The organism is Candidatus Uabimicrobium helgolandensis (assembly GCF_041508025.1).
GTDB lineage: Bacteria > Planctomycetota > Uabimicrobiia > Uabimicrobiales > Uabimicrobiaceae > Uabimicrobium > Uabimicrobium helgolandensis.
On the sequence record NZ_CP165719.1, the window covers coordinates 3,540,917 to 3,560,737 of the forward strand.

A 19,821-nucleotide genomic window follows, 5' to 3' on the forward strand; every position below is an offset into this window, starting at 1 on the left:
TTTGAAGAGGAGTTGCAAGGTGGGCAGGGGCGGATTTGAACCGCCGACCCACAGATTTTCAGTCTGTTGCTCTACCAACTGAGCTACCTGCCCAAGCAATGTGGAGATTATACCTTGACTATTTTGAATGTCAAGGCATAAAATTATTTTTTTTTATTTTTTTGCAAAAAACTTTTCGACTTGCTCTATTTTCCAAGTATTTATTACTCTTTCTGCATTGAACCATGCTTTGCGAGCAATGCCAATTCCGTAATATATATCGTCAAAACCTTCGGCAATATGAGAATCAGGATTGATACTTGTCAATAGATTTTTTTCAGCGGCTAATTTTCCCCAACGCCAATCTAAATCCAAACGAAAAGGATGAGCGTTTATTTCAACAACAACATTATTTTCTGCGGCAGCATGAATTACTTCTGTCATATTTATTGCATACGGTTCTCGCTTGAGTAACAAACGTCCTGTAGGATGACCTATCATCGTCAAATATGGATTCTCTATAGCGGTGATTACTCTTTTCGTCATTTCAGCTTCACTCATTTTAAAGTTTCCATGGATAGAACCGATAATAAAATCAAACTGAGCAAGCAAATCTTCATCGTAATCAAGACTTCCGTCAGCAAGAATATCTGATTCAACACCTTTAAAAATACGGAAAGAATCGAACTCTTCATTCAAAGCATCAATTTCGGCAAATTGCTTCTTTACTTCATTAGGCTTCATTCCACCTGCTACAGTTAGTGATTGACTATGATCTGTAATACCTATGTACTTATATCCCATTTCTTGAGCTTTTTCAGCCATTTCGCGAACAGTATTCTTGCCATCACTATATTCTGTGTGCATATGGAAAATACCTTTTAAATCTTGTTGCGAAATGAGCTGTGGTAACTCATTTTTTTGGGCAAGCTCTATTTCTCCTAAGTTTTCACGAAGTTCTGGTATCACATACTGCAAACCTAGAGATAAAAAAACATCTTCTTCACTACTACACGTAGAACTTTCTTCTTTGTCATTAAACAAGCCATATTCATTAAGTTTTAATCCGCGTTTTTTTGCAATACTACGCATTTGTGTGTTGTGTTCTTTACTACCAGTAAAATACATTAACGCAAATGCAAACTGATGTTCTTCAACAACACGTAGATCAACCTGTAAACCTTTACGTAACTGAATACTTGACTTCTTTTGTCCATGACCAATAATCTTCTCGACCTGTGGATATGACACAAAATGTTGCATCACTGTTTCAGAATCAGAAGCCACAACTAGCATATCGATATCTTTAGTAATTTCTTTTCTACGTCGTAAGCTACCAGCAATCTCTAATTTATCAATGCAATTACACTCACGCATATAAGCCATAATTTTTTGGCTTTCAATATGAGCAAAACTAAACAAATATTTCCCAGCATGTTTATTTAGTGTTTCAATTCCAGAAAGAATATTTTCTTGAATTTTCTTACCAAATTTAGGTAAAACCTCGATTTTACTATCAAGACAAGCTTGCTTGAGATCTTGTAAAGTTGATATTCCAAGCTCTTTATACATAGTGCGTATTTTTTTTGATCCTAGTCCTGGAATACCTAGCATTTTTACTAAGTCTTTAGGGACTTCATTTTGTAAATCTTCCAGCCATGTACTTTTGTTATCTACCACCATTTCTACAATTTTTTTGGCAATGCCTTCGCCTATTCCTTTGATATTAGTTAAACGATTTTCTTTTACAATAATATCAAGACTTTCCGTTTCTGCTTCAAGTGCGCGACAAGCGTTGTGAAAAGCACGTATTTTAAAACTATTTTCACCTTTGAGCTCCATCAAAGTTGCAATGTGTTTTAAAGTACTAATGACTTGTTCTTTTTGCATTTTTATCTCTCCTTTAGAGTCACCATAACAGAGCGTTGTTCTTCACCACGCTTAAAAACAACTTCCACTTTGTCTCCTGGCTTATACTCTTTGAGAGCATTGGCGAAACCTCGTAAACTATTTATGTTTATAGTTCCCAGTTTAGTAATAATGTCACCTGATTTCATTTCTGCACCTGCGGCAGCAGAATTGGGAACAACACCAGAAATTCGTACACCTGGACCGCGATATGTAAAATCTGGAATACTGCCCAAACTCGCCCTTCTTTGCTTATTGTTTGTTGACTTGATTTGGGTTTTCTGGCCTAAAATTGTAAGTGGTTTTTCGCGATTAGTAAGGTAATTTAGCATTTCCTGTAAAACGAGCATAACGTTAATCATTCCTGGGAAATCAAGTTTGTCAATGGTGTCTGTAGGACTGTGATAATCTACATGGGCTCCAGAAAAAAGTTGTATTGCTGGAAAACCTTTTTCCCAAAAACTAGTGTGGTCACTGCTGTCTTCACTTTGTGGTACAGAAGTTATTTTTACATTAGTTACTGCGCCGCAACCAAAACAAATAAACGGCCATTCTCTTGTATTACCAGTACCTAAAGCTAATAGCGCTTTATTTTCTAGACGACCGACACTATCTAGATTTACTACTGCAAAAGGTTTAATATTTTTTAATTGCGATACGTAATACTTAGAACCTAGGCGACCTACTTCCTCTCCAGAAAAAGCAATAAAAATTAGAGGACGTTGTCCTGGTTTGCGCACAAATAGTTTTGCCATTTCAATCATCACAGCTATACCACTGGCGTTGTCATCCGCACCAAAATGAATTTTTCCGCTATTACCTTTGCGCACATCAGGCCAGCCTAGGCCCAAGTGATCATAGTGTGCACATAAAATAACGGGCTCATCCTTTAATTTCGGATTTGTGCCAGGAACAATTCCAATAACATTATTCACACGCATTTGTTGTTGCTGTGGATGATTTACTTTCGTGGTAAAACGTTGATAATAACTACCGCTGTTTCCTGGACGTAAACCAGATTTTTTCATTTCATTCTCTATGTATTTTCCTGCTTCATCAAGTTCCGGTGTACCTAATCCACGACCTTTCATTTGTGATGACGCTAAAAAAGCAACATGTGCCCTTAGTCCTTTATCATCTAACATTATAGGAAGATTGCACAAGGCTTTTCGAGTAGGAAGCTTTCCCATTGCCGCGTTAGTCGTCGATAGATGGTAGGTCATCTGTGATTGTAATACACTCCATTGTCCTTTAAGAACGTTGTTTGCTTCTGTGCCAGAAAAAGCCAAATAACTATATTTTCCATAATGAGGTAGTTTTCTCGCAACCGCCGGAATAGCATCTAGTTTTTCACCTAAAATCCAACCAATAGCCAATTCTTCGTTTGTAGGATGCTGGGTACAGAGTACAACAATATGATCTTTCAAAGAAATAGGCTTATTATTTCCAATAGTAATTTCATTTTTGTTTAAAGTTACATTATGTTGTTCAGCAAAAATCTCTTGTAATTTTTTGCGGTGTGAATGATTTTTTCCTAAAAACCACACACAACTATTTTCAGGTATACTCGTAAAATCTTTATTATTCAGCATACGCATATCGCGACCTCGTCCCCACTTATCCAGGGTAGCGCGATATGTATTTGGGTCCTTTGAGACAAGCACTGTTTTTGCGGCACCAAACAATTGTCCAAAAGAAGTAGGGATTTCACTACGATGCACTTTACGAAACAAATCAAATTGCGGATCAATATCTATACGTACAGCGGTTTTTTTTAAATCTAATTCAAATAATTGTTGTTTCGAAACAAGCTGAACTTTGTTGTACGAAGTGCTACCATCTTCATAAGTAATAGCTACAGGAATTTGCAAATGGTACACATTTTTTTCTTGTAGTTGTTCTAATGTAAAATGTAACTTATTTTGGTGAAGATATACATTTTTTATCCCAATATCAGGCGCACCTTTTTTCTCTACACGTTGATGAAAAAACATATGTAAATCTTGTTTTGCTACGCGCGAAAAAATATTCTCAATATCTGTAAAGCTCGCTTTTTTGAATAAAAATTTGTCATAAAATTCTCGTAGGCACTCTATAAAAAGTTTATCACCTAGTTTTTGGCGTAGTTCGTGAAATAGCATTAGACACTTACCATATCCTACAGCTTCTGTTTCAGGAGAATGGCGACTACGAAATTGCGATAGTGGAAAATCGCGGTCTTGTCGAACAAAGTTACGATATCTCTGTAGGGTACTACGTCGCGACTCGACACCCTTGCCTTCTTGTTCTTTCAGCAAATGATCTGCAAGATATGCTGTTAAACCTTCGCACCAATTTCCGCTTTGGTAATCGACAAAAACGCCATTCCCCCACCAGTTATGCAAAATTTCATGTGGATACGAAGAACGTAAAATGAAGGGAAAGCGAATAATACGTGGTCCTAAAAGAGTAAAAGAAGGCATTCCATAACCTGTTTCCCAAAAATTTTCAACAAGTGCAAATTTATCATAAGGATAATTCCCTAATAAGTCGTTGTACATTTTGAGATATTGTCCTGTTGCAGTAAGATATTTATCTGCAAGACCTTCATCGCGACTGTGGATGTACACCATTGCCGTTGTTTTGCTGTAGCGTTTTTCAAATTTATGAAGTGGACCGCCTACCAAATAAATCTCTTCCATTGGAGATGTACAGTTCCATACAACACAATCTTTATCTACGAGTTTTTGCTTACCTTGGGATATTAGTTGCCACTTTTGTGGTAGGTGAGCTTTTAATAGAAATGAAACCATTTTATTTTGTTGTTGAGGGTACCACAAACTTGTACTAGTAAGATAAACACCTTCTTCACTTATAATGCCAGGTGTTTCACTAAAACTACGTACATACTCTTCTTCTGAAGAAGTCGGAGGCAACGTAATTCTACCACTATAAGAAATAGATACTTTGTTCGAGATTGGTTCCTTTATTGGGATCAGCTTGTAATTATGAATCGGAAATAATTTATCTAGCTTTTTGTAATAAGCGTTAATACCTGTTGCATCCCACGAAGTTTTACCAACAAATTCTAGTTTCCAGTGTGCACTTTTAACTTCTACAGTAAGGTTACCATGTAAACTAAACGGAAGATAATTTTTTTCACCTGCGTTTTTGAATGTCATTGTATCAGAAACATTTAAGTGATTTGTTTTTGGATCGAGTTTGAGAATTATTTCGTGGTGCGTTATGTCTAAAGCGTACAAAATATTTAGTACCAGTATTATAAAAATAAGTCTTTTACTCATGGTGGTTACCTCTTTTAAAATGTAGGAATTATAAAAATTGTCAAGTCACTGTAAACGGTTACCAAGCTACTTATCCAGACTGTCTATTATATTTGCCATATGAATGAACTCTTCTACAGAAAAGGTTTCAGGACGCCTAGATAAATCAAAATGTTCTTCAATTTTATCTAAATTATCTTTTGATATTTCTGGTAGATTAGCTCCTTTTTTAAGCGAATTAGCTATTTTTTTACGACGTAAACAGAACGTTGATTGAACAAGTCTCTTAAATAGTTCTATGTTATTGATAGTATGCAATAATTTATTGTGAGGAACAATTTCAATAATAGCAGATGTGACTTTAGGAGCAGGGAAAAAAGCTTCTGCTGGTACATATTTCAGAATTTTAACAGAGGCATAAATTTGTGTTTGAACAGTCAATGGACCATAAAATTCAGTTTTAGGTTCAGCTATAATACGTTCTGCAATTTCTTTTTGTACCATAAATATCATTTTAGAAATAGGTAGAGAAGTCGATAGAAAATTTACAATAATTGGCGCTGAAATATTGTAAGGAAGATTGGCAATTATTTTAAAGTCAAACCCATCGATAGAATCTTTTATTTTTTGCAATACAAGAGGATTCAATTTTCTTTTTTTTTGAAGAATATCTTCAGATATGATTTCTAAATTCTCAGCAGCGACAAATGAACTTTGTAACGCTTTTACCATAAGTGGGTCAATCTCAACAATATAAAGTTTATGAACGAAAGGTTGTAAAAATTGCGTTAGGTGGCCTAGGCCAGCGCCAATTTCTAGCACAACATCATTCTCGCTCAACTCAGCAGCACTTTTAATTGCGACATGATAACTCGTATCTAATAAAAAATTCTGCCCCCATTTTTTTTGGGGGGCGGCACCTAGATAGGTCAAATATTTTTCAAGCTTTTTGGGGGATGTAGGGAACATATTTAATTTTCTTTAGCAAATTTAATCAAGGATTCAATAATGTGTTTCTTGCTCTTTTTGGCCTTGCGTCCTTCTTCGTTTATAGCAACTCGATGGTGTAAAACATAGTAAGACATTTCAACAATATCTTCCACTGTCACTTCTTTACGTTTGCTTAAAAGTGCATATGTCTGGCTTGCTTTCAAAAGAGCAAGTCCTGCCTTACGACCGCAACCATATAAAAAATAACTCTTTACTTCTTCGCACTGACTTTGATAAGGACGACTATGATGAACAATAGCAGCAATAAACTTAAGTATCTCATCGCTTACAACACTACTAGCCATTAGCATTTGAAAATAACCAAAATAGCGTGCAAAATTCATTGATTTTTTCGCTCTATTTACAGTGCTAACGTTTTGCTTCAAAATATCTGTTTCTAAATTAATATCAAGATAATCAAGAGGAATATCAAACATAAAAGCGTCTTTGTACTGCATCATTTGAGAAGATGTTTGTTTGCCAGGAAGATTCCCTGCAACAATAGAATTCACTTGTTGAAAATTACTTGTTTTTCTTTCTGTTGGCATTTTTTGATTTTGCAAAAAATCAAAAATAAGCGTCATTACGTTCTCTGACACTTGAAAATTATGATCAATAAAGTTTAAGTTACTACTAAATAAAGACTCTAAATTATAATTATCACTATTAGACATGTAGTTTTCAATGCCAAGATACGAAACTCGTTGTAACGAAAGTCCCAATAATTCGCCAATCGTACGTACTGTATATAACTTCCCGGCTCCTGGAGGACCTGTAAGTAGGCAATGCTCATTATTGATAAGAGCAATAAAAAGTAATTTTGCTATGTGGTCATACCCTACTATTTGTTGTGAAAACTGTGTGCTATAGGTTTGGTATAATTCAAATACTTGTTTTGCCGCAGTTGCGCTACGGCGACCACGCACCTCTGAAGAACGATTATCGTTCTTAGGAATATTCGGCTGCGACACAGAGTTATTACTTGACTGCGGAACAGAATCACTACTTGGCTTCGACGCAGAATTATTACTTGACTGCGGCGTAGAGCTATTACTTGACTGCGGAACAGAATCACTACTTGGTAGCGGTGTAAAACTATTATTTGGTAATGGTGTAAAACTATTGTTTGGTGGTGTGCCATTATTTAGTGGTGTAGAACTGTTCTGCAAATCACTTTTTTGAGAAGAATCTACTTCTTGCTTTTCCGATTTAGCAACATCTTTTTCAACATGTATTTTTTTTGGGCGCGTTTCAGAAGGTTGAGGCGACTCATTTATTTTTGGATCTGGATTTTTTTCCTCAGATGTTTTTTCGTCGATATCATCATCTTGTAAAGGATGTTTTTTTACCGGAGAAGACACGACCATGCTTTCTTCTGTTTGGAGAGGTTTTTCCTGGGCAATCATAAATATCATCTCTGCCGCTCCAACAGAAATTTTATCCCCATCTTCTAATTCTTGTTTTTTGATTGGTTTTTGGTTTACCAGTGTCCCATTTTGACTATCACAGTCCACAGCAAACCACGAATCTCCTACTTTTATAATATTACAATGTCTACGAGAAGCATTTCTATCTTTTATTGGTATATCATTTTTGCTACTTCTGCCTATAGTTACTACGCGACTTTCGATATTAAAAACGATCTCTTCACCGTTTTCGATAATGATCAAACGTTCCATTATGTTTTCCTTGACCAATAAATATGTTAATAATCAATTTAGATGAGTGGAAACATAACGGTATCACTTGTCTCCATTCTCCTTAGGCTTGTTTTCTTAAGCGTATTATCAATTATCTCTTCTTCAAAAATAAATCGGTCATGGTCGCAGTAACGGCGATGATCACGACAACGATTATAAAATTTTACGCGAAAATGCACTTTAAAACAATAAGCCTTAACCATTATATTCTTGATATACAAGTATAATTGTGTATTTTTCGGAATCTGCATTTTGCGGCACTACAGATAAATGTAGAACTTCTTCTGGAGAAATAAACTCTAAAAGTTCATCGAGTTTGTTACCTAACTTTTCCCTTGTCGTGTCTTCAACATTGGTAATGATACGAGGTATTCCTTGATGTCCACCACTACTTATTTGATCCTGAAGGGTAATAATAAGTGTATTCAAGTTTGCCATACGAATAGCAAATTTATCTTCAATTTCTTGTAAACTAAATGAACATGGATCATCATCTTGGTGTGTTACTAACTCATCCACCATTGTCTCTAAAAGGTTGTCTTTTACGCGTATAAGAACATTTAAAGCTGTATGAAGTGAATTATCTTCCATGTGTTATACTTTCTTCGTCATTAATTGGGGCGCACCAACATTTATCTTCCTTATCGTTTGGTTCTTTTAAAGACCAGTACGATATTACAAAGCACAACTTGTGCGCTCTCAAAGTGCCTTGCTACCTAATATAAAAACCTACATGCCGACACGCTCTGGTAAGTGCACCCTAAATTTTAACGTTATTTTATCTAGGAATCTATTGCTAAAAGTCAAAATCTTTTTTATCTAAGTATTTGTCTGTATAAAAATTTACATTATTTAATTTAATTGACTTGATAATTAGCGGATAAGGTGAAGATTTAACATTAATAACTCCTATATAAAAATCTTTTTTCATTTCAAAATCTTTGTGTTCAACTCTAATATTTTTTTGACGTACTTCTATTAGTAGAGGCTTTGTTCGAGCAGTAACAAAAATAGTTTGTGGATTAAGGTCAGATCTTGGGAATTCATCTCTTGATCGTTTTAGTGGAACAAAGCGTTTTTTCGCAATACCAATTTCTGTCTTATCGCGATTTAATAAAAACATAAGAGAAGGTTCCTCTCTACTGTAGCCTATTATTCCAAATGAATTAGGCCAACGCTTAGAGGATAAGCCTTTACGTCGCGTGCGTTTGTTAATAGGATTCCAAAATTCTACTTCCACCTGAAATTCATCTTTGACAGGAAATTTCCAAAATAAAGAATACCCTCCTCCAATGGCGGGAAATTTTGTTGAAATCTTGTTAGACGTTTTTCGTTTATCTTTAAGCCTTACTAGCTGCCAATCTTCTATAGACTCTGAGTTTTGGTCAAAACGGTAATGAAAATTGTTATTGTTACTCTTTAAAAATAATAAATCGCGTATACGCGCTTCGTTTCGTTGAGTTTGATAATATTTTTCTTCTTCTTTGAAAACTTGCGAAGCTTGCTTGCTTAGTTGTTGTACCTCTTCGTATTCTTGCTTTCTCATAAGATTCTTCAGAGTTCTTGTTTTAAGATGATCACTCAAGACTTGTTCGTTTTGTTTACGCATTTCTTCTATTTTTTCGCTAGGTACATGAATAGAGAATACCTGAGTGTGTGCCGTTAAGAGAGCTGCCATGTGATTACGAAAATGCTTTCGGGTGTATTCTGTAAATTTTTTAAACACTTGTGCAATATCGTTTTCCCAAACATTGCTTAACTCCAGTAGATCTTTTTGGTAATTACGTAAAAACTCTAGAAGCCTAACATATACAGTTAAATCGTTGTTTGCAGGATCTTCCTCAAATGATTGTTTAACAACCTCATCTACTATTTTTTTTACTTCGTCGCTAAGATACGACTGTTTTTCAAGTATATCTCTTTTTATAAACGGAATCATACTTCTATGAAAAATCAAAGCTTGTTCTACTTTTTCGATATTACTTACAGTTAAATTATCATCTTCGAATACAAAAGACTCTACTAAATATTGCTCAATCACTTCATCTATTTTTACTATCTCTAAACGAAAAAGAGCTTGCGATGAAAATAGGTCTAAATCTAAAACACTCAATTTTTCTATTGCTTGTTCCATTTCAGCCGATGATATCAATTCTCTTATTGTTCCAAGCTCTTTAACCATTTCTTGCAAAGCAGGATCAGGTTCAGGTATTTCTTCTTTTTCTTTTTTGACAGCTTTTTGTATTTGTTCTGGATTCGAAACTTGTTTTTGTTCAGAGTACTCCTTTTGAACAATCTGGTTTTCAAAGTAATCAATTTTGTTTGTTATTTTTCGCAGTATTTCTCTTTGCCTTGTTGTTTGATTACTAGATACCAATATCTCTTTTGTCTTTTGTAATAATTCTTGGAATTCTATCAATTGTTTTGCAGTAGTAAATTGCCTTTCTAATTTATCTATAACACCTTTTTCTTTCGTACTAGTTTCTGCCCCAATACCTTCAACATATGTGTTTAATACTGGTGTACTTATTTCTTCCTTAAGCTGAGCAACCAGAGCGTGCGCTTCGTTAAAATTGCCTTGGAAAGCCTTCTGTTCAATAGACAGTTCAAATTGCTTAAACAGCGACATTTGTCTCTCTAAACGCTTTAGTTTTTCATAAGAAAAATAATCATTGTACTGTTTTATTTTTCCAAAAGCGTCGTCCCATTTTTTTTGTTCAAGAAGAGTCACTACATCTTGGTGCATTGTTTCATAATCTATCTCGTTACCACTACCAAAGAAAATAACAAAAACAGTGGCTCCAAGTATGATTCCAACAATAACCATTATATATGTGTTATTGTTGTTGTTTTTTTGAGAACGCTGGTTACTTAAACGACTGGTTGATAAATTTGAAGAACTCTTATTTCGTTCTTTGGCAGTCTCTCTTGTCGATGACAAGCTATTCTTTTTTAAACGCCGTGTTTGTACTTTTTTTACGCGTTTTTTACTTATATTCACTTTGGGTACAATAATTTTACCACTAAGAATATCTTGAATACTTACAATCAGTTCTTGAGGATTTTGAAATCGATCTTTTACATCTTTTGCAGCCATTTTTTTTATTAATTCGAGTGTTGTATTAGAAATATTTTTTGTTTCGCGAGGGTCTGGAATTTCATTTGAAATATGCATCATGCATACAGCGGCGGCATGGGGTGCATCAAAAGGAACACTACCAACGAGCATATGAAAAAGAGTAATCCCTAAGTTATATATGTCACTACGCGTATCGATATCTGATTCTCCGCGGCACTGCTCAGGGGACATATAATGTGGTGTTCCCATCATACTACCACTTAACGTGGTATCATTCGAAACACTTTTTGCTAACCCTAAATCACATAAAAGTACTCGGTTATCTGGCGTAATCATTATATTATCTGGCTTTATATCCCGATGAATAATGCCATTTTTATACGCGTGATTTAGCGCTTGAGAAACTTGTAGTATTATTTCCAGTGATTTTTTTTCGTTGAGGCTATGTTTTTCTAATTTTTGTTGTAGGCTTGTTCCTTCAATAAACTCCATAACAAAATAACAGACCTCTTCGTTCCTTCCATGATCAATACCCCTAACAATATTAGGGTGATTTAGTTTTGCCACAGATTTTGCTTCTTTTTCGAATCTTTTTATATAGGAGTCGTTTTCTGTTGTGTTAGGAATTACTTTTATTGCGACATAGCGATCCATTGAAATTTGTTTAGCTTTAAATACTTGTCCCATTCCTCCTGCGCCAAGAACGCTATCAATAAAATATCCATCTATTTTGGGGTATTTAGTCACGCGATTCGCCTTTCTACTGAGTTCTAGAACATGTTCTTATCTAAATTTTTACAAAATTTCATACTTTAAAGGGACACATTGTACGTATTCTGAAAAAGAAATAGGAACATCTCCTTGTAAAAATTGGATTAAAAGCCGAAAATCTTACACCATTTAAGACATGTCCACATCCATCTTTTTTAAGTCTGCTACACAAAGTATCTAGCTTTTCAATTACAGAGCAGTACTATTACTTTCAAAGTACTTCGCTATTGACCAATATATCTTATATCGTATAAAAATTTGAATACGAACACGCCCCAGCGTATGGACAAATAAACAATTATTTGTTTGCGCATTTTGTAAATGCAACGTAAAATGCCTGCATATTTAAGAAGTAGTCTGAACAAAGTTACAAATAGGAAAAACCATGTCTTATTCTAGCAATAAATGGAAAAAATTACAAAAAATATTGCGAAGATTAATACTTTCTGTGTCTATAATTAGTATCATGTATTTGCAAAATCGTTTTTCTGTTTTACCTATCGATACAACTATAAATTTTCAAGATAAAATTCTTCCTGCAAGCTACACTCTTGTCGATTGGCATTACAATTCAGGAAGAGAACTTGATTCTCAGGACATCGTTGTTACAACAAAAAATATTTGCTATATCATAGCAACAAAAAATAATATTCTTAATCAAGAAAATGGTATGTTATCTGTTGATAATATGTCCACGAATTTTTCTGTACCAACAGATTTTGTTATTCCCAAACTTACAAATAGTGAATATTTAGTGTATACTTGGGATACAAAGAATACAAAAAAAATCTGCATTATCCGTTCTCAAGATATAAATGCAAGAATTTTGATGACGTTATTTCAAAGATAAACAAGGATAAAAATGATTCACAATAAAAAGTTTCTCATGCGGCTATTATACGCAACACTATGTCTTTCTATAGCAGCAGCTGTATTTGCGTTGGTCGAGTTCACAATCACTAATCTGACTTTAGTTTGTTATAGTCTCTCTGTTCCTTGTGTGTGGAAAATTTCTTCTATTCTAAGTTGGCAGCTCGGTTACTTAGTAGAGAAAGAACTGAAGCAACGCAAAAAATTTGCTTTTTTTCTATTTCTTTCAGCAAGTATGTATCTTTTCATCTCTATATTAAGTTTATATTCTTGTGTTATGCTATTTCCACATCCATACATACATAAATATCTTATTGGAATTATTTACAGCGTGGGAATAATAAACGTGTTTTATATCTACTACGCCGCTCTAGGTATAAGGCAAAAAAATATTTCAAGACTATTTGCAACACGCTTTAAAGTACAAAAAATATTTGATAATATTAGTAATGCTCGTCGCGATCACTATCAAAAAAATACCAAGAATTTTTTACAAGATAAATTTGAAAAGCATTGTGACCAAGATTGTTTTGAATATAATGCTAAAAAATATTTTGCAAAACGTTTTTTGAGTACGTGTGGTTATGTCGCTATATTTATGTGGATATTTGTAGTTATTCCATGGACGAGTTTACCTGAAATTTATTTTTTTTACAAAATTATATTTGCAATCGTCATTTCAGTTAGTAGCATAAATATTTTTATATCTATTGTTAGTAGCTATAAAAAATGTTTTGTGTATAATCACGGAATAAAGATAGCTGGCTTATTTTCAAAAAGCACTATTTTCTGGGAACAAATACAGCATATTGTATTGAAAGATGTTGAAATTGAAATCTTTTGCTTCGACAAGAAAAAAATAATTATTCCTTTTCAAAATGCCAAAAGAGACCACAATTTTTTAGAATATCTTTTTAAACCAGGAGAACTTCTTTTTGAAAAGAAAATATCGGACTCTTCATCTTGGACAGAGATACAAAACATTCAAAAACTATTCAAGCAAAATAATCGAAAGATTCATTCTGATGCACAATTAATCAATATAAGTGCTAACAAATTGCTTGTGATAAACAAAGACCAATTATTTTATTTAAAAAAATCGGATGCCAAGGTTAAAATATTTTTAGGAAAACTTCCTTTTGAACTTTTCTTTATCTGCGAACCAATGTGGAAACAATTGCTGAAAATTGAAAAAGCATATATAAAGAATTTTGTTCACGAATACAAAAACAAGATTGCCGCGTCTAGTTAAAATAAACACTAACGAAAAAATTTATTTTTTCTATTTTTAACTAAAGTAAGTAATCAATTTAGAAAAAAAGCCCACTTTCATTTGTACTCTATAATTAGTAATACAACATTTCGTAATTGTTGTCATGATTGTCACCGTTACCACGACTATAACCGTTTTTGCTTTCCTAAAGAGAAGCTATAAAATTTTCTCCTTAAACATAATTCGGCTACAACTACGATTACGACTAAGGTCACGCTTACAATCTAATTGATCACAGCCTCGACTTAATAAGTCGAAACATAAATACGCTTTACAGTGCAAAAAAAGTTCGTTATAATAAAATTACAAAAAATTTTACAATTCAAAACGTTTGTGTGTTGTTGATTAGCATTAGGGATTTGTAAGGAAAAATGTTCCTTACTATGACCTTTACTTCAACTTCAGTAGAGGAAATGTAATGTCTGGTGTGTATACATTTGGTGAAGTGAAAGAAAAACTTGGGATTTCGTCAAAAGAGTTAAACGACTTAATGGCGAGTAATCAATTAAATCCTGTTAGACACGAAGGTAGTTTAAAATTTCAACAAGCTGATGTTGAAAAAGTACAAAAAGAAAGAGACCACGCGCACCTGTTATGCCACAGTCAATCATCTCAAGAAAAAAAGTTTTATACGTGGGATGAAGCTTTAACAAAATTGCAAATAGAAAACGAAGAATTGCAACGTTTTATTGAAGATGGCGACATCCAGGCATACCAAGAAGGAGGGGAAGTGCAGTTCTCCTGTGTTGAGATTGATGGGTTTATTAGTAATATTATGGATGATAAAACCATTGTCATGCCAGGAAGTACTAGTGATATTGTGGTTGAAGACGACGAGGCAATGAGCCTTAGTTTACCACAAAATCTTAGTCCATCTATTTCGGTGCCGATCAAAGAAACTTATTCGCTAGATCAAACTTTACGCGAACTTCAGCTAGAGGAAGAAACTCTGCAAAAAATGGTTGAAAATGGCGAAATTGAAACGCTTAATGTTGCTGGAGACGTGTGCTATGTCAAAGACGATATAGATATGTATCGTCTGCAAAAACAAGCAGATCGAACAATTGTTATGCCATCAAACCACGAAATTGAAGTAGAAGACGACGATGATATAGCGCCAATTGTTATCCCTTCTCCTTCAGCAAATACAGGAACAAACATAAAGATAGATTTTTCAGCTACGCCGGAAATACCAGAAATACCAGAAATACCGGAAATACCAAAACAAGAAACTCCTCCCAGTTTGTATGCAGAGTCTCAACCGGCAATGGTTATTTTTCCAGAAGAAGACACTAAAAGCAATATAACTCCTATTTCAAAACCTGTAAAAGAAACAATTTCTCGTGGAAAAGAATTTACGAAATCTTTTTATACACTTGCTGAAGTGGCACAAGAATTACAAGTAGACCCTGATGAATTAATGGAAATAATTAAGTCACATGAAATAAAAACCTATCGCATGAACAAATTAAAAAATATAAAGCGTAGTGACTTACTAAAATTATGCTCTATGCAGTTTGTTCAAAATTCAATGCAGGTTTCTACTAACAATAAGCCTACCGTTCCTCGTCCTATTGCAAAACAAGTAACACCTGTAGTCGAGGTTGAAGAAGAAGATATCGATTTAGACGACGATGACGATGATTGTGCTGATGCAATTCCAATTGAAGATCTAACGTTATCTATTGAGCAAGAAAAAAAGGTAACTTCTCCGCCGCCAAAATACGATAACACTATTGTTTTGCCTCTTGTGGATGACTTTGACGAAGAAGAGCAAGCAGAAAAAATATCTAGACCAGGAGTGGAACCACAACCTCAACAAGGAGATGCTTCCCTCTACTATTCCTTCGCTGAAGCTCTCAATGTACTTCAAATGGAAAAAGAGGATCTTCATAGTCTACTCAACCAGGGTACTCTTTGTTACTCCCTAATAAAAGGTGTAAAAAGCTTACTAAAAAAAGAGGTTGCGGACTATAAAACAAATAAAATGATTGAACCCACTATCATGATGGATGATTCAGGGGATGATGTTCTCGAAGAAGAGAATGATGACGATATATTTTTTATTAGTTAGAGCCTACCACATTTGTCTTCCTTGTAATATAAACGTTCTAACAAATATATATTTCCCTAAGTTATTCTAAAGCTAAGGCAGTTTAAAGCCGCCTTAGCTTTATCACATTACTTTTTCCACTTCTCTGCAAAAATATTGTATTCATCGATTTTTTCTGCATCAATTTTTATTTTTTTACACAGTTCCCAAATACCTCTTTGTAGCATAGGGTCTTCCAAATAATCACAGGCATATTGCTTACCGCGATCATCAGAAACACGCGCACGGGTTTTTAGACGTAACCAGTAACGAGTATCATTTTTACTTGCTTTTGTTTTTAAAGATTTATGCCACTCATTAAAACCAGGATATAGATCATGATTCAATTGGTCGTTATCTGCTAACTTATGAAATAATTTTTTATTATTTTTGTAATGTTTATCAAGATAGTTTTCGAAAGCTTTGCTTTCTTCTAAGCGCGTAAACTCTTCATTCTTCCAGCTCTCAAAATCATTGTAATTTACTTCAATATCAGGAACAACTCCTTTACGTTCAACAATCTTACCTTCCGTATCCATTATATTGTGAATACAACTTCCATCAGGTAAGTAGTATAAAGCTATTGTTAATTTAAGTCTAGCTCCTGATCTTGTATCAAGAGGGATAGGCTCTTGTACGGATCCTTTGCCAAAAGTTCTTTGACCAATAATTTGTGCTCTTTTATAGTGTTTTAAAGCTCCAGAAACAACTTCAGATGCGCTTGCTGAAGACTCATCAACAAGAACAACCATTGGAAAATTAGGATGTGTATTGTTAGTACTATAGTAGTTATAACGTTTGCCTTTTTCTGGGTGCCGCCCCTCACTATAAACAACAAGCTTCTTACCAGCAACAAATTTATCAATAATATCAACAGCAACTTGTAACCACCCTCCTCCGTTGCCTCGTAAATCAAGAATAAAGGCTTCCATATTTTGCTTTTCTAGTTGTAACAAAGCTTTTTCCATGTCAGCAGTGCCTTTTCTTCCAAACTGTGTCAATTTAACGTACCCAATATTTCCAGGAAGCATTTGTGAAAACAGACTTGGTACACGTATTTTTTCTCGATTTACTTCAATATCACGTGCTTTACTCCAACCTTTACGATATACTTTCAGTTCAACCGATGTACCTTGATCACCTTTAATTTTTTTAATGATATCATCCATCGTTTTATCGCGCGTTGACCAACCATTTACTTCAAGAATCTTATCCATAGAACGAATACCAGCTTTGTATGCTGGCCCACTATAAACAGGAGAAATGATAGTAAATTGTCCATCTTGTTCGCCAACATACACACCAATACCAACATATTCTTCGTTAATCGCTGTTCTTACAAAATCATCCCATTCCTTCTTTGTCCAAAATGCAGAATGAACATCTGTTCCAGAAACAATACCATCTACAGCAGAGTTAACTAATTTTTCTTTAGAAAATTTATCTCCCTCTACATGGTATTCATTGATTTTTTTTATTACTTCGTCCACTAATGGATACTTCAATTTATCGTTTTTTACTTCTGTTTTTGGTTTTGTTGCTTGCGATGATAATAAAGTTTCGTAATGGTTTATTTGCGCATCGTGATCAAGCAAGATTTGCGCCATTCGTCCTTGTGATGTAGGTTGCTCCTTTAATTTATTCAATATAGGAAGCGCTACATTTATATTACCAACTTCTCCAAGAGCAATTGCCGCAGCTGCTTGTATTCGAAAATTATCTACTTTCAAAAAACCTTTTAAAGATTTTATTGCGTCTGGAGCACGCGAAATTTGCCAAGTTAGCTTCGCAATAGCTATTTTCACGTATGGATCAAAAGTTTTATCTAATATTTCTAGGAGATCCTCTTCTAATTCAAAATCCCCAATAACTTCAAGCATTCCTGTCGCCATTGTTTTTATATCGCGCGGGTTTCTCTCTTTGAGTATAACTAATAATTTTTGTTGTGCGTAATCTAATTCTCCAAGACTAACCAACGCTTTTAAACAGCCTAACTGCGCAACGACAGGTAATGTTCTATATTTGCGTTTGATTACAGGAGAGGCATTTGTTCCTAATGCATACAATTTTGCTGACGCTCCCCAAATATTGGGATTTTTTTTACGCGTCATCCATTTTATATATTTATCTACTTTTGTTTGAATATTGTCTGTTTGTGCGTAACCGATATTTACGCAAAATATAATTACTAATAATATACAAGCTTTGTTTTTCATATCCGAAACCCTTTCGCAATTAAGTCGGTCACAAAAAGCTCTTGAGCATTTCAAGTTAACATAAAATTTGAGTGTCAGAGCAAGGACAGACGGAGAGGCATATAACTTTAGCTATAACCGAAGATTGACACCGCTATGATACTCAAAGGTATGTATCCCAATAAACTTTTTATAACTTGCTTTTTAAATTAATCATCCCAACTCCAGGTATACCCTAGTTGTTCTAATAACTTTCTTTCTATTGCATGCATTTCTGCATATTCTTCATCGCTATGATCATCGTAACCTAGCAAGTGTAAAATACCATGAAATGTATACAATAGAATTTCACCTTGAACGTCAATATTTCTTTCTTTAGCTTCCCGCAACGCAGTTTCTGCAGAAACAATAATTTCCCCTTCTTTAGATGAAATAGGAAAACTAAGCACGTCAGTAGCACCACTATGTTTCAGATACCGTTCATTAAAAGTGCTAATTTCAGCATCATCAACATAAACAATAGACAATCGAAAGTTATTCAGCTCCGGTATTAATTCTAGTGCTTTCTTTATTTCGGAGGATTTTATTTCAACATGCGATTGCTCATTGGTTATGACTATTTTGCGATTTTTTTTCATATGCCTCTACAATTCTTTGAACTAAACGATGCCTCACAATGTCATTTTGTGTTAAATGTGCAAATTCAATTCCTCGAACACCACGTAAAATTTTTCCAGCTTCAACTAACCCAGAAATTTGGCCTGGGGGTAAATCTACTTGTGTTTGGTCTCCTGTAACAACCGTTTTAGAGTGAAGCCCCATACGCGTTAAAAACATCCGCATTTGCCCACCAGTAGTATTTTGAGCTTCATCAAGTATAATAAATGCGTTTTCTAATGTGCGACCACGCATATAAGCCAAAGGAGCAACCTCAATAATACTTTTTTCCATGTATTTCTTCACTCGATCGTAGCCTCCTAAATCGTAAAGTGAATCGTATAATGGTCGTAAATAAGGGTTTACTTTAGCTTGAAAATCTCCTGGTAGAAATCCAAGTTTTTCTCCCGCTTCTACAGCAGGACGAACTAGAATTAATTTACGTACAGTGTTTTTATGTAAAGCATCAAGTGCCATGGCTACTGCCAAATGAGTTTTTCCTGTCCCTGCTGGTCCGATAGCAAAAACAATGTCATTCTTTTTCATTGCTAAAAGATAATTTTTTTGCCCCAAAGTCCTTGGAGAAATAGGAAAATATTCCTTTTCTTCTTGGCTCTCTGTTTCTGTTTTCGTTTCTGTTTCTTTCGATAGATGCTTTTCAATGATCATATTTACTTCTTTTTGGCTAATATTTCCTTTTTTTAAGATTTTAGCCTTTACTTGTTCGACAACTCTAGTTATACACTCTATAGAGTGAGCGTCGCCCAATATTTTTAAATGATCCCGAGCTAAAATATCAACATTAAATTTTTTTTTCATTAGTTTAATGTTGCAATTTTGTGCTCCAAAAAGCAATGATATATCGGGAAAATCGTTAAGAGATATAGTGTGTTCCATGATAAATATACCACGTCTTTCTATATTATGATTTAGCATTTGATCATAATGTATTGTGTAATAATTGTAAATATTTTTATTTCCTTTAGGACGTCCTTAATATCTGTAGCAGGTTCTTATACCTGCTTAATAGTTTGGCGTTTCTGA

General features: G+C 34.4%; 12 protein-coding genes and 1 tRNA gene. 3 read left to right on the forward strand and 10 right to left on the reverse strand.

The window, feature by feature from the left end; translation table 11 throughout:
• Positions 1-20: 20 nt before the first annotated feature.
• The 7 genes from UABHE_RS12975 to UABHE_RS13005 all read right to left on the reverse strand — a co-directional run bounded on the left by UABHE_RS12975 (position 21) and on the right by UABHE_RS13005 (position 11,666).
• Positions 21-93: transfer RNA gene (locus UABHE_RS12975), tRNA-Phe, on the reverse strand.
• A 60-nt stretch (positions 94-153) separates the two neighbouring features.
• Positions 154-1,869 carry a DNA polymerase/3'-5' exonuclease PolX gene (gene polX, locus UABHE_RS12980; protein ID WP_372370767.1) on the reverse strand — a complete coding sequence of 572 codons (1,716 nt, stop codon included), beginning with the start codon at positions 1,867-1,869 and terminating at the stop codon, positions 154-156.
• A gap of 2 nt (positions 1,870-1,871) precedes the next feature.
• Positions 1,872-5,171: a M20/M25/M40 family metallo-hydrolase gene (locus tag UABHE_RS12985; RefSeq protein WP_372370769.1), complete on the reverse strand. Its 3,300-nt coding sequence runs from the start codon at positions 5,169-5,171 to the stop codon at positions 1,872-1,874.
• A 66-nt stretch (positions 5,172-5,237) separates the two neighbouring features.
• A complete protein-coding gene (gene rsmA / locus UABHE_RS12990; RefSeq protein WP_372370770.1) occupies positions 5,238-6,119 on the reverse strand; it encodes a 16S rRNA (adenine(1518)-N(6)/adenine(1519)-N(6))-dimethyltransferase RsmA in 882 nt (293 codons plus the stop codon).
• Positions 6,120-6,121: 2 nt separating this feature from the next.
• On the reverse strand, positions 6,122-7,819 hold the full coding sequence (locus UABHE_RS12995; RefSeq protein WP_372370771.1) for an FHA domain-containing protein: 1,698 nt from the start codon (positions 7,817-7,819) through the stop codon (positions 6,122-6,124).
• A 216-nt stretch (positions 7,820-8,035) separates the two neighbouring features.
• Positions 8,036-8,431 carry a hypothetical protein gene (locus UABHE_RS13000; protein WP_372370772.1) on the reverse strand — a complete coding sequence of 132 codons (396 nt, stop codon included), beginning with the start codon at positions 8,429-8,431 and terminating at the stop codon, positions 8,036-8,038.
• A gap of 205 nt (positions 8,432-8,636) precedes the next feature.
• Positions 8,637-11,666 (reverse strand): protein kinase, encoded by a 3,030-nt coding sequence (locus UABHE_RS13005; protein ID WP_372370773.1) that lies wholly within the window; start codon positions 11,664-11,666, stop codon positions 8,637-8,639.
• Between the two features lie 409 nt (positions 11,667-12,075).
• Between UABHE_RS13005 and UABHE_RS13010 the strand changes: the two genes are divergently transcribed.
• From UABHE_RS13010 to UABHE_RS13020, 3 genes are all read left to right on the forward strand, one after another.
• On the forward strand, positions 12,076-12,540 hold the full coding sequence (locus tag UABHE_RS13010) for a hypothetical protein (protein ID WP_372370774.1): 465 nt from the start codon (positions 12,076-12,078) through the stop codon (positions 12,538-12,540).
• A gap of 12 nt (positions 12,541-12,552) precedes the next feature.
• Positions 12,553-13,812 (forward strand): hypothetical protein, encoded by a 1,260-nt coding sequence (locus UABHE_RS13015; protein WP_372370775.1) that lies wholly within the window; start codon positions 12,553-12,555, stop codon positions 13,810-13,812.
• A 439-nt stretch (positions 13,813-14,251) separates the two neighbouring features.
• The gene (locus UABHE_RS13020) at positions 14,252-15,907 is read left to right on the forward strand and encodes a helix-turn-helix domain-containing protein (RefSeq protein WP_372370776.1); all 1,656 of its coding nucleotides are present in this window, start codon (positions 14,252-14,254) and stop codon (positions 15,905-15,907) included.
• Positions 15,908-16,014: 107 nt separating this feature from the next.
• Here the strand turns inward: UABHE_RS13020 and UABHE_RS13025 are convergent, their stop codons facing one another.
• The 3 genes from UABHE_RS13025 to UABHE_RS13035 all read right to left on the reverse strand — a co-directional run bounded on the left by UABHE_RS13025 (position 16,015) and on the right by UABHE_RS13035 (position 19,674).
• Positions 16,015-18,141, reverse strand: coding sequence for a S41 family peptidase (locus tag UABHE_RS13025; protein WP_372370777.1), 2,127 nt, complete (start codon positions 18,139-18,141; stop codon positions 16,015-16,017).
• Between the two features lie 188 nt (positions 18,142-18,329).
• Positions 18,330-18,758: an rRNA maturation RNase YbeY gene (gene ybeY / locus UABHE_RS13030; protein WP_372370778.1), complete on the reverse strand. Its 429-nt coding sequence runs from the start codon at positions 18,756-18,758 to the stop codon at positions 18,330-18,332.
• Positions 18,724-19,674, reverse strand: coding sequence for a PhoH family protein (locus UABHE_RS13035; protein ID WP_372370779.1), 951 nt, complete (start codon positions 19,672-19,674; stop codon positions 18,724-18,726). The genes ybeY and UABHE_RS13035 overlap by 35 nt, the downstream gene beginning before the upstream one ends.
• Positions 19,675-19,821 lie beyond the last annotated feature (147 nt).

Excerpts from the sequence above, each read along its gene's own strand:
- UABHE_RS12985 (WP_372370769.1), bottom strand. The coding sequence starts at position 5,171 with ATGAGTAAAAGACTTATTTTTATAATACTGGTACTAAATATTTTGTAC.
- UABHE_RS12995 (WP_372370771.1), bottom strand. The coding sequence starts at position 7,819 with ATGGAACGTTTGATCATTATCGAAAACGGTGAAGAGATCGTTTTTAAT.
- UABHE_RS13025 (WP_372370777.1), bottom strand. The coding sequence starts at position 18,141 with ATGAAAAACAAAGCTTGTATATTATTAGTAATTATATTTTGCGTAAAT.
- polX (WP_372370767.1), bottom strand. The coding sequence starts at position 1,869 with ATGCAAAAAGAACAAGTCATTAGTACTTTAAAACACATTGCAACTTTG.
- UABHE_RS13015 (WP_372370775.1), top strand. The coding sequence starts at position 12,553 with ATGATTCACAATAAAAAGTTTCTCATGCGGCTATTATACGCAACACTA.
- UABHE_RS13020 (WP_372370776.1), top strand. The coding sequence starts at position 14,252 with ATGTCTGGTGTGTATACATTTGGTGAAGTGAAAGAAAAACTTGGGATT.
- rsmA (WP_372370770.1), bottom strand. The coding sequence starts at position 6,119 with ATGTTCCCTACATCCCCCAAAAAGCTTGAAAAATATTTGACCTATCTA.
- UABHE_RS13000 (WP_372370772.1), bottom strand. The coding sequence starts at position 8,431 with ATGGAAGATAATTCACTTCATACAGCTTTAAATGTTCTTATACGCGTA.
- UABHE_RS13035 (WP_372370779.1), bottom strand. The coding sequence starts at position 19,674 with ATGGAACACACTATATCTCTTAACGATTTTCCCGATATATCATTGCTT.
- UABHE_RS13010 (WP_372370774.1), top strand. The coding sequence starts at position 12,076 with ATGTCTTATTCTAGCAATAAATGGAAAAAATTACAAAAAATATTGCGA.
- ybeY (WP_372370778.1), bottom strand. The coding sequence starts at position 18,758 with ATGAAAAAAAATCGCAAAATAGTCATAACCAATGAGCAATCGCATGTT.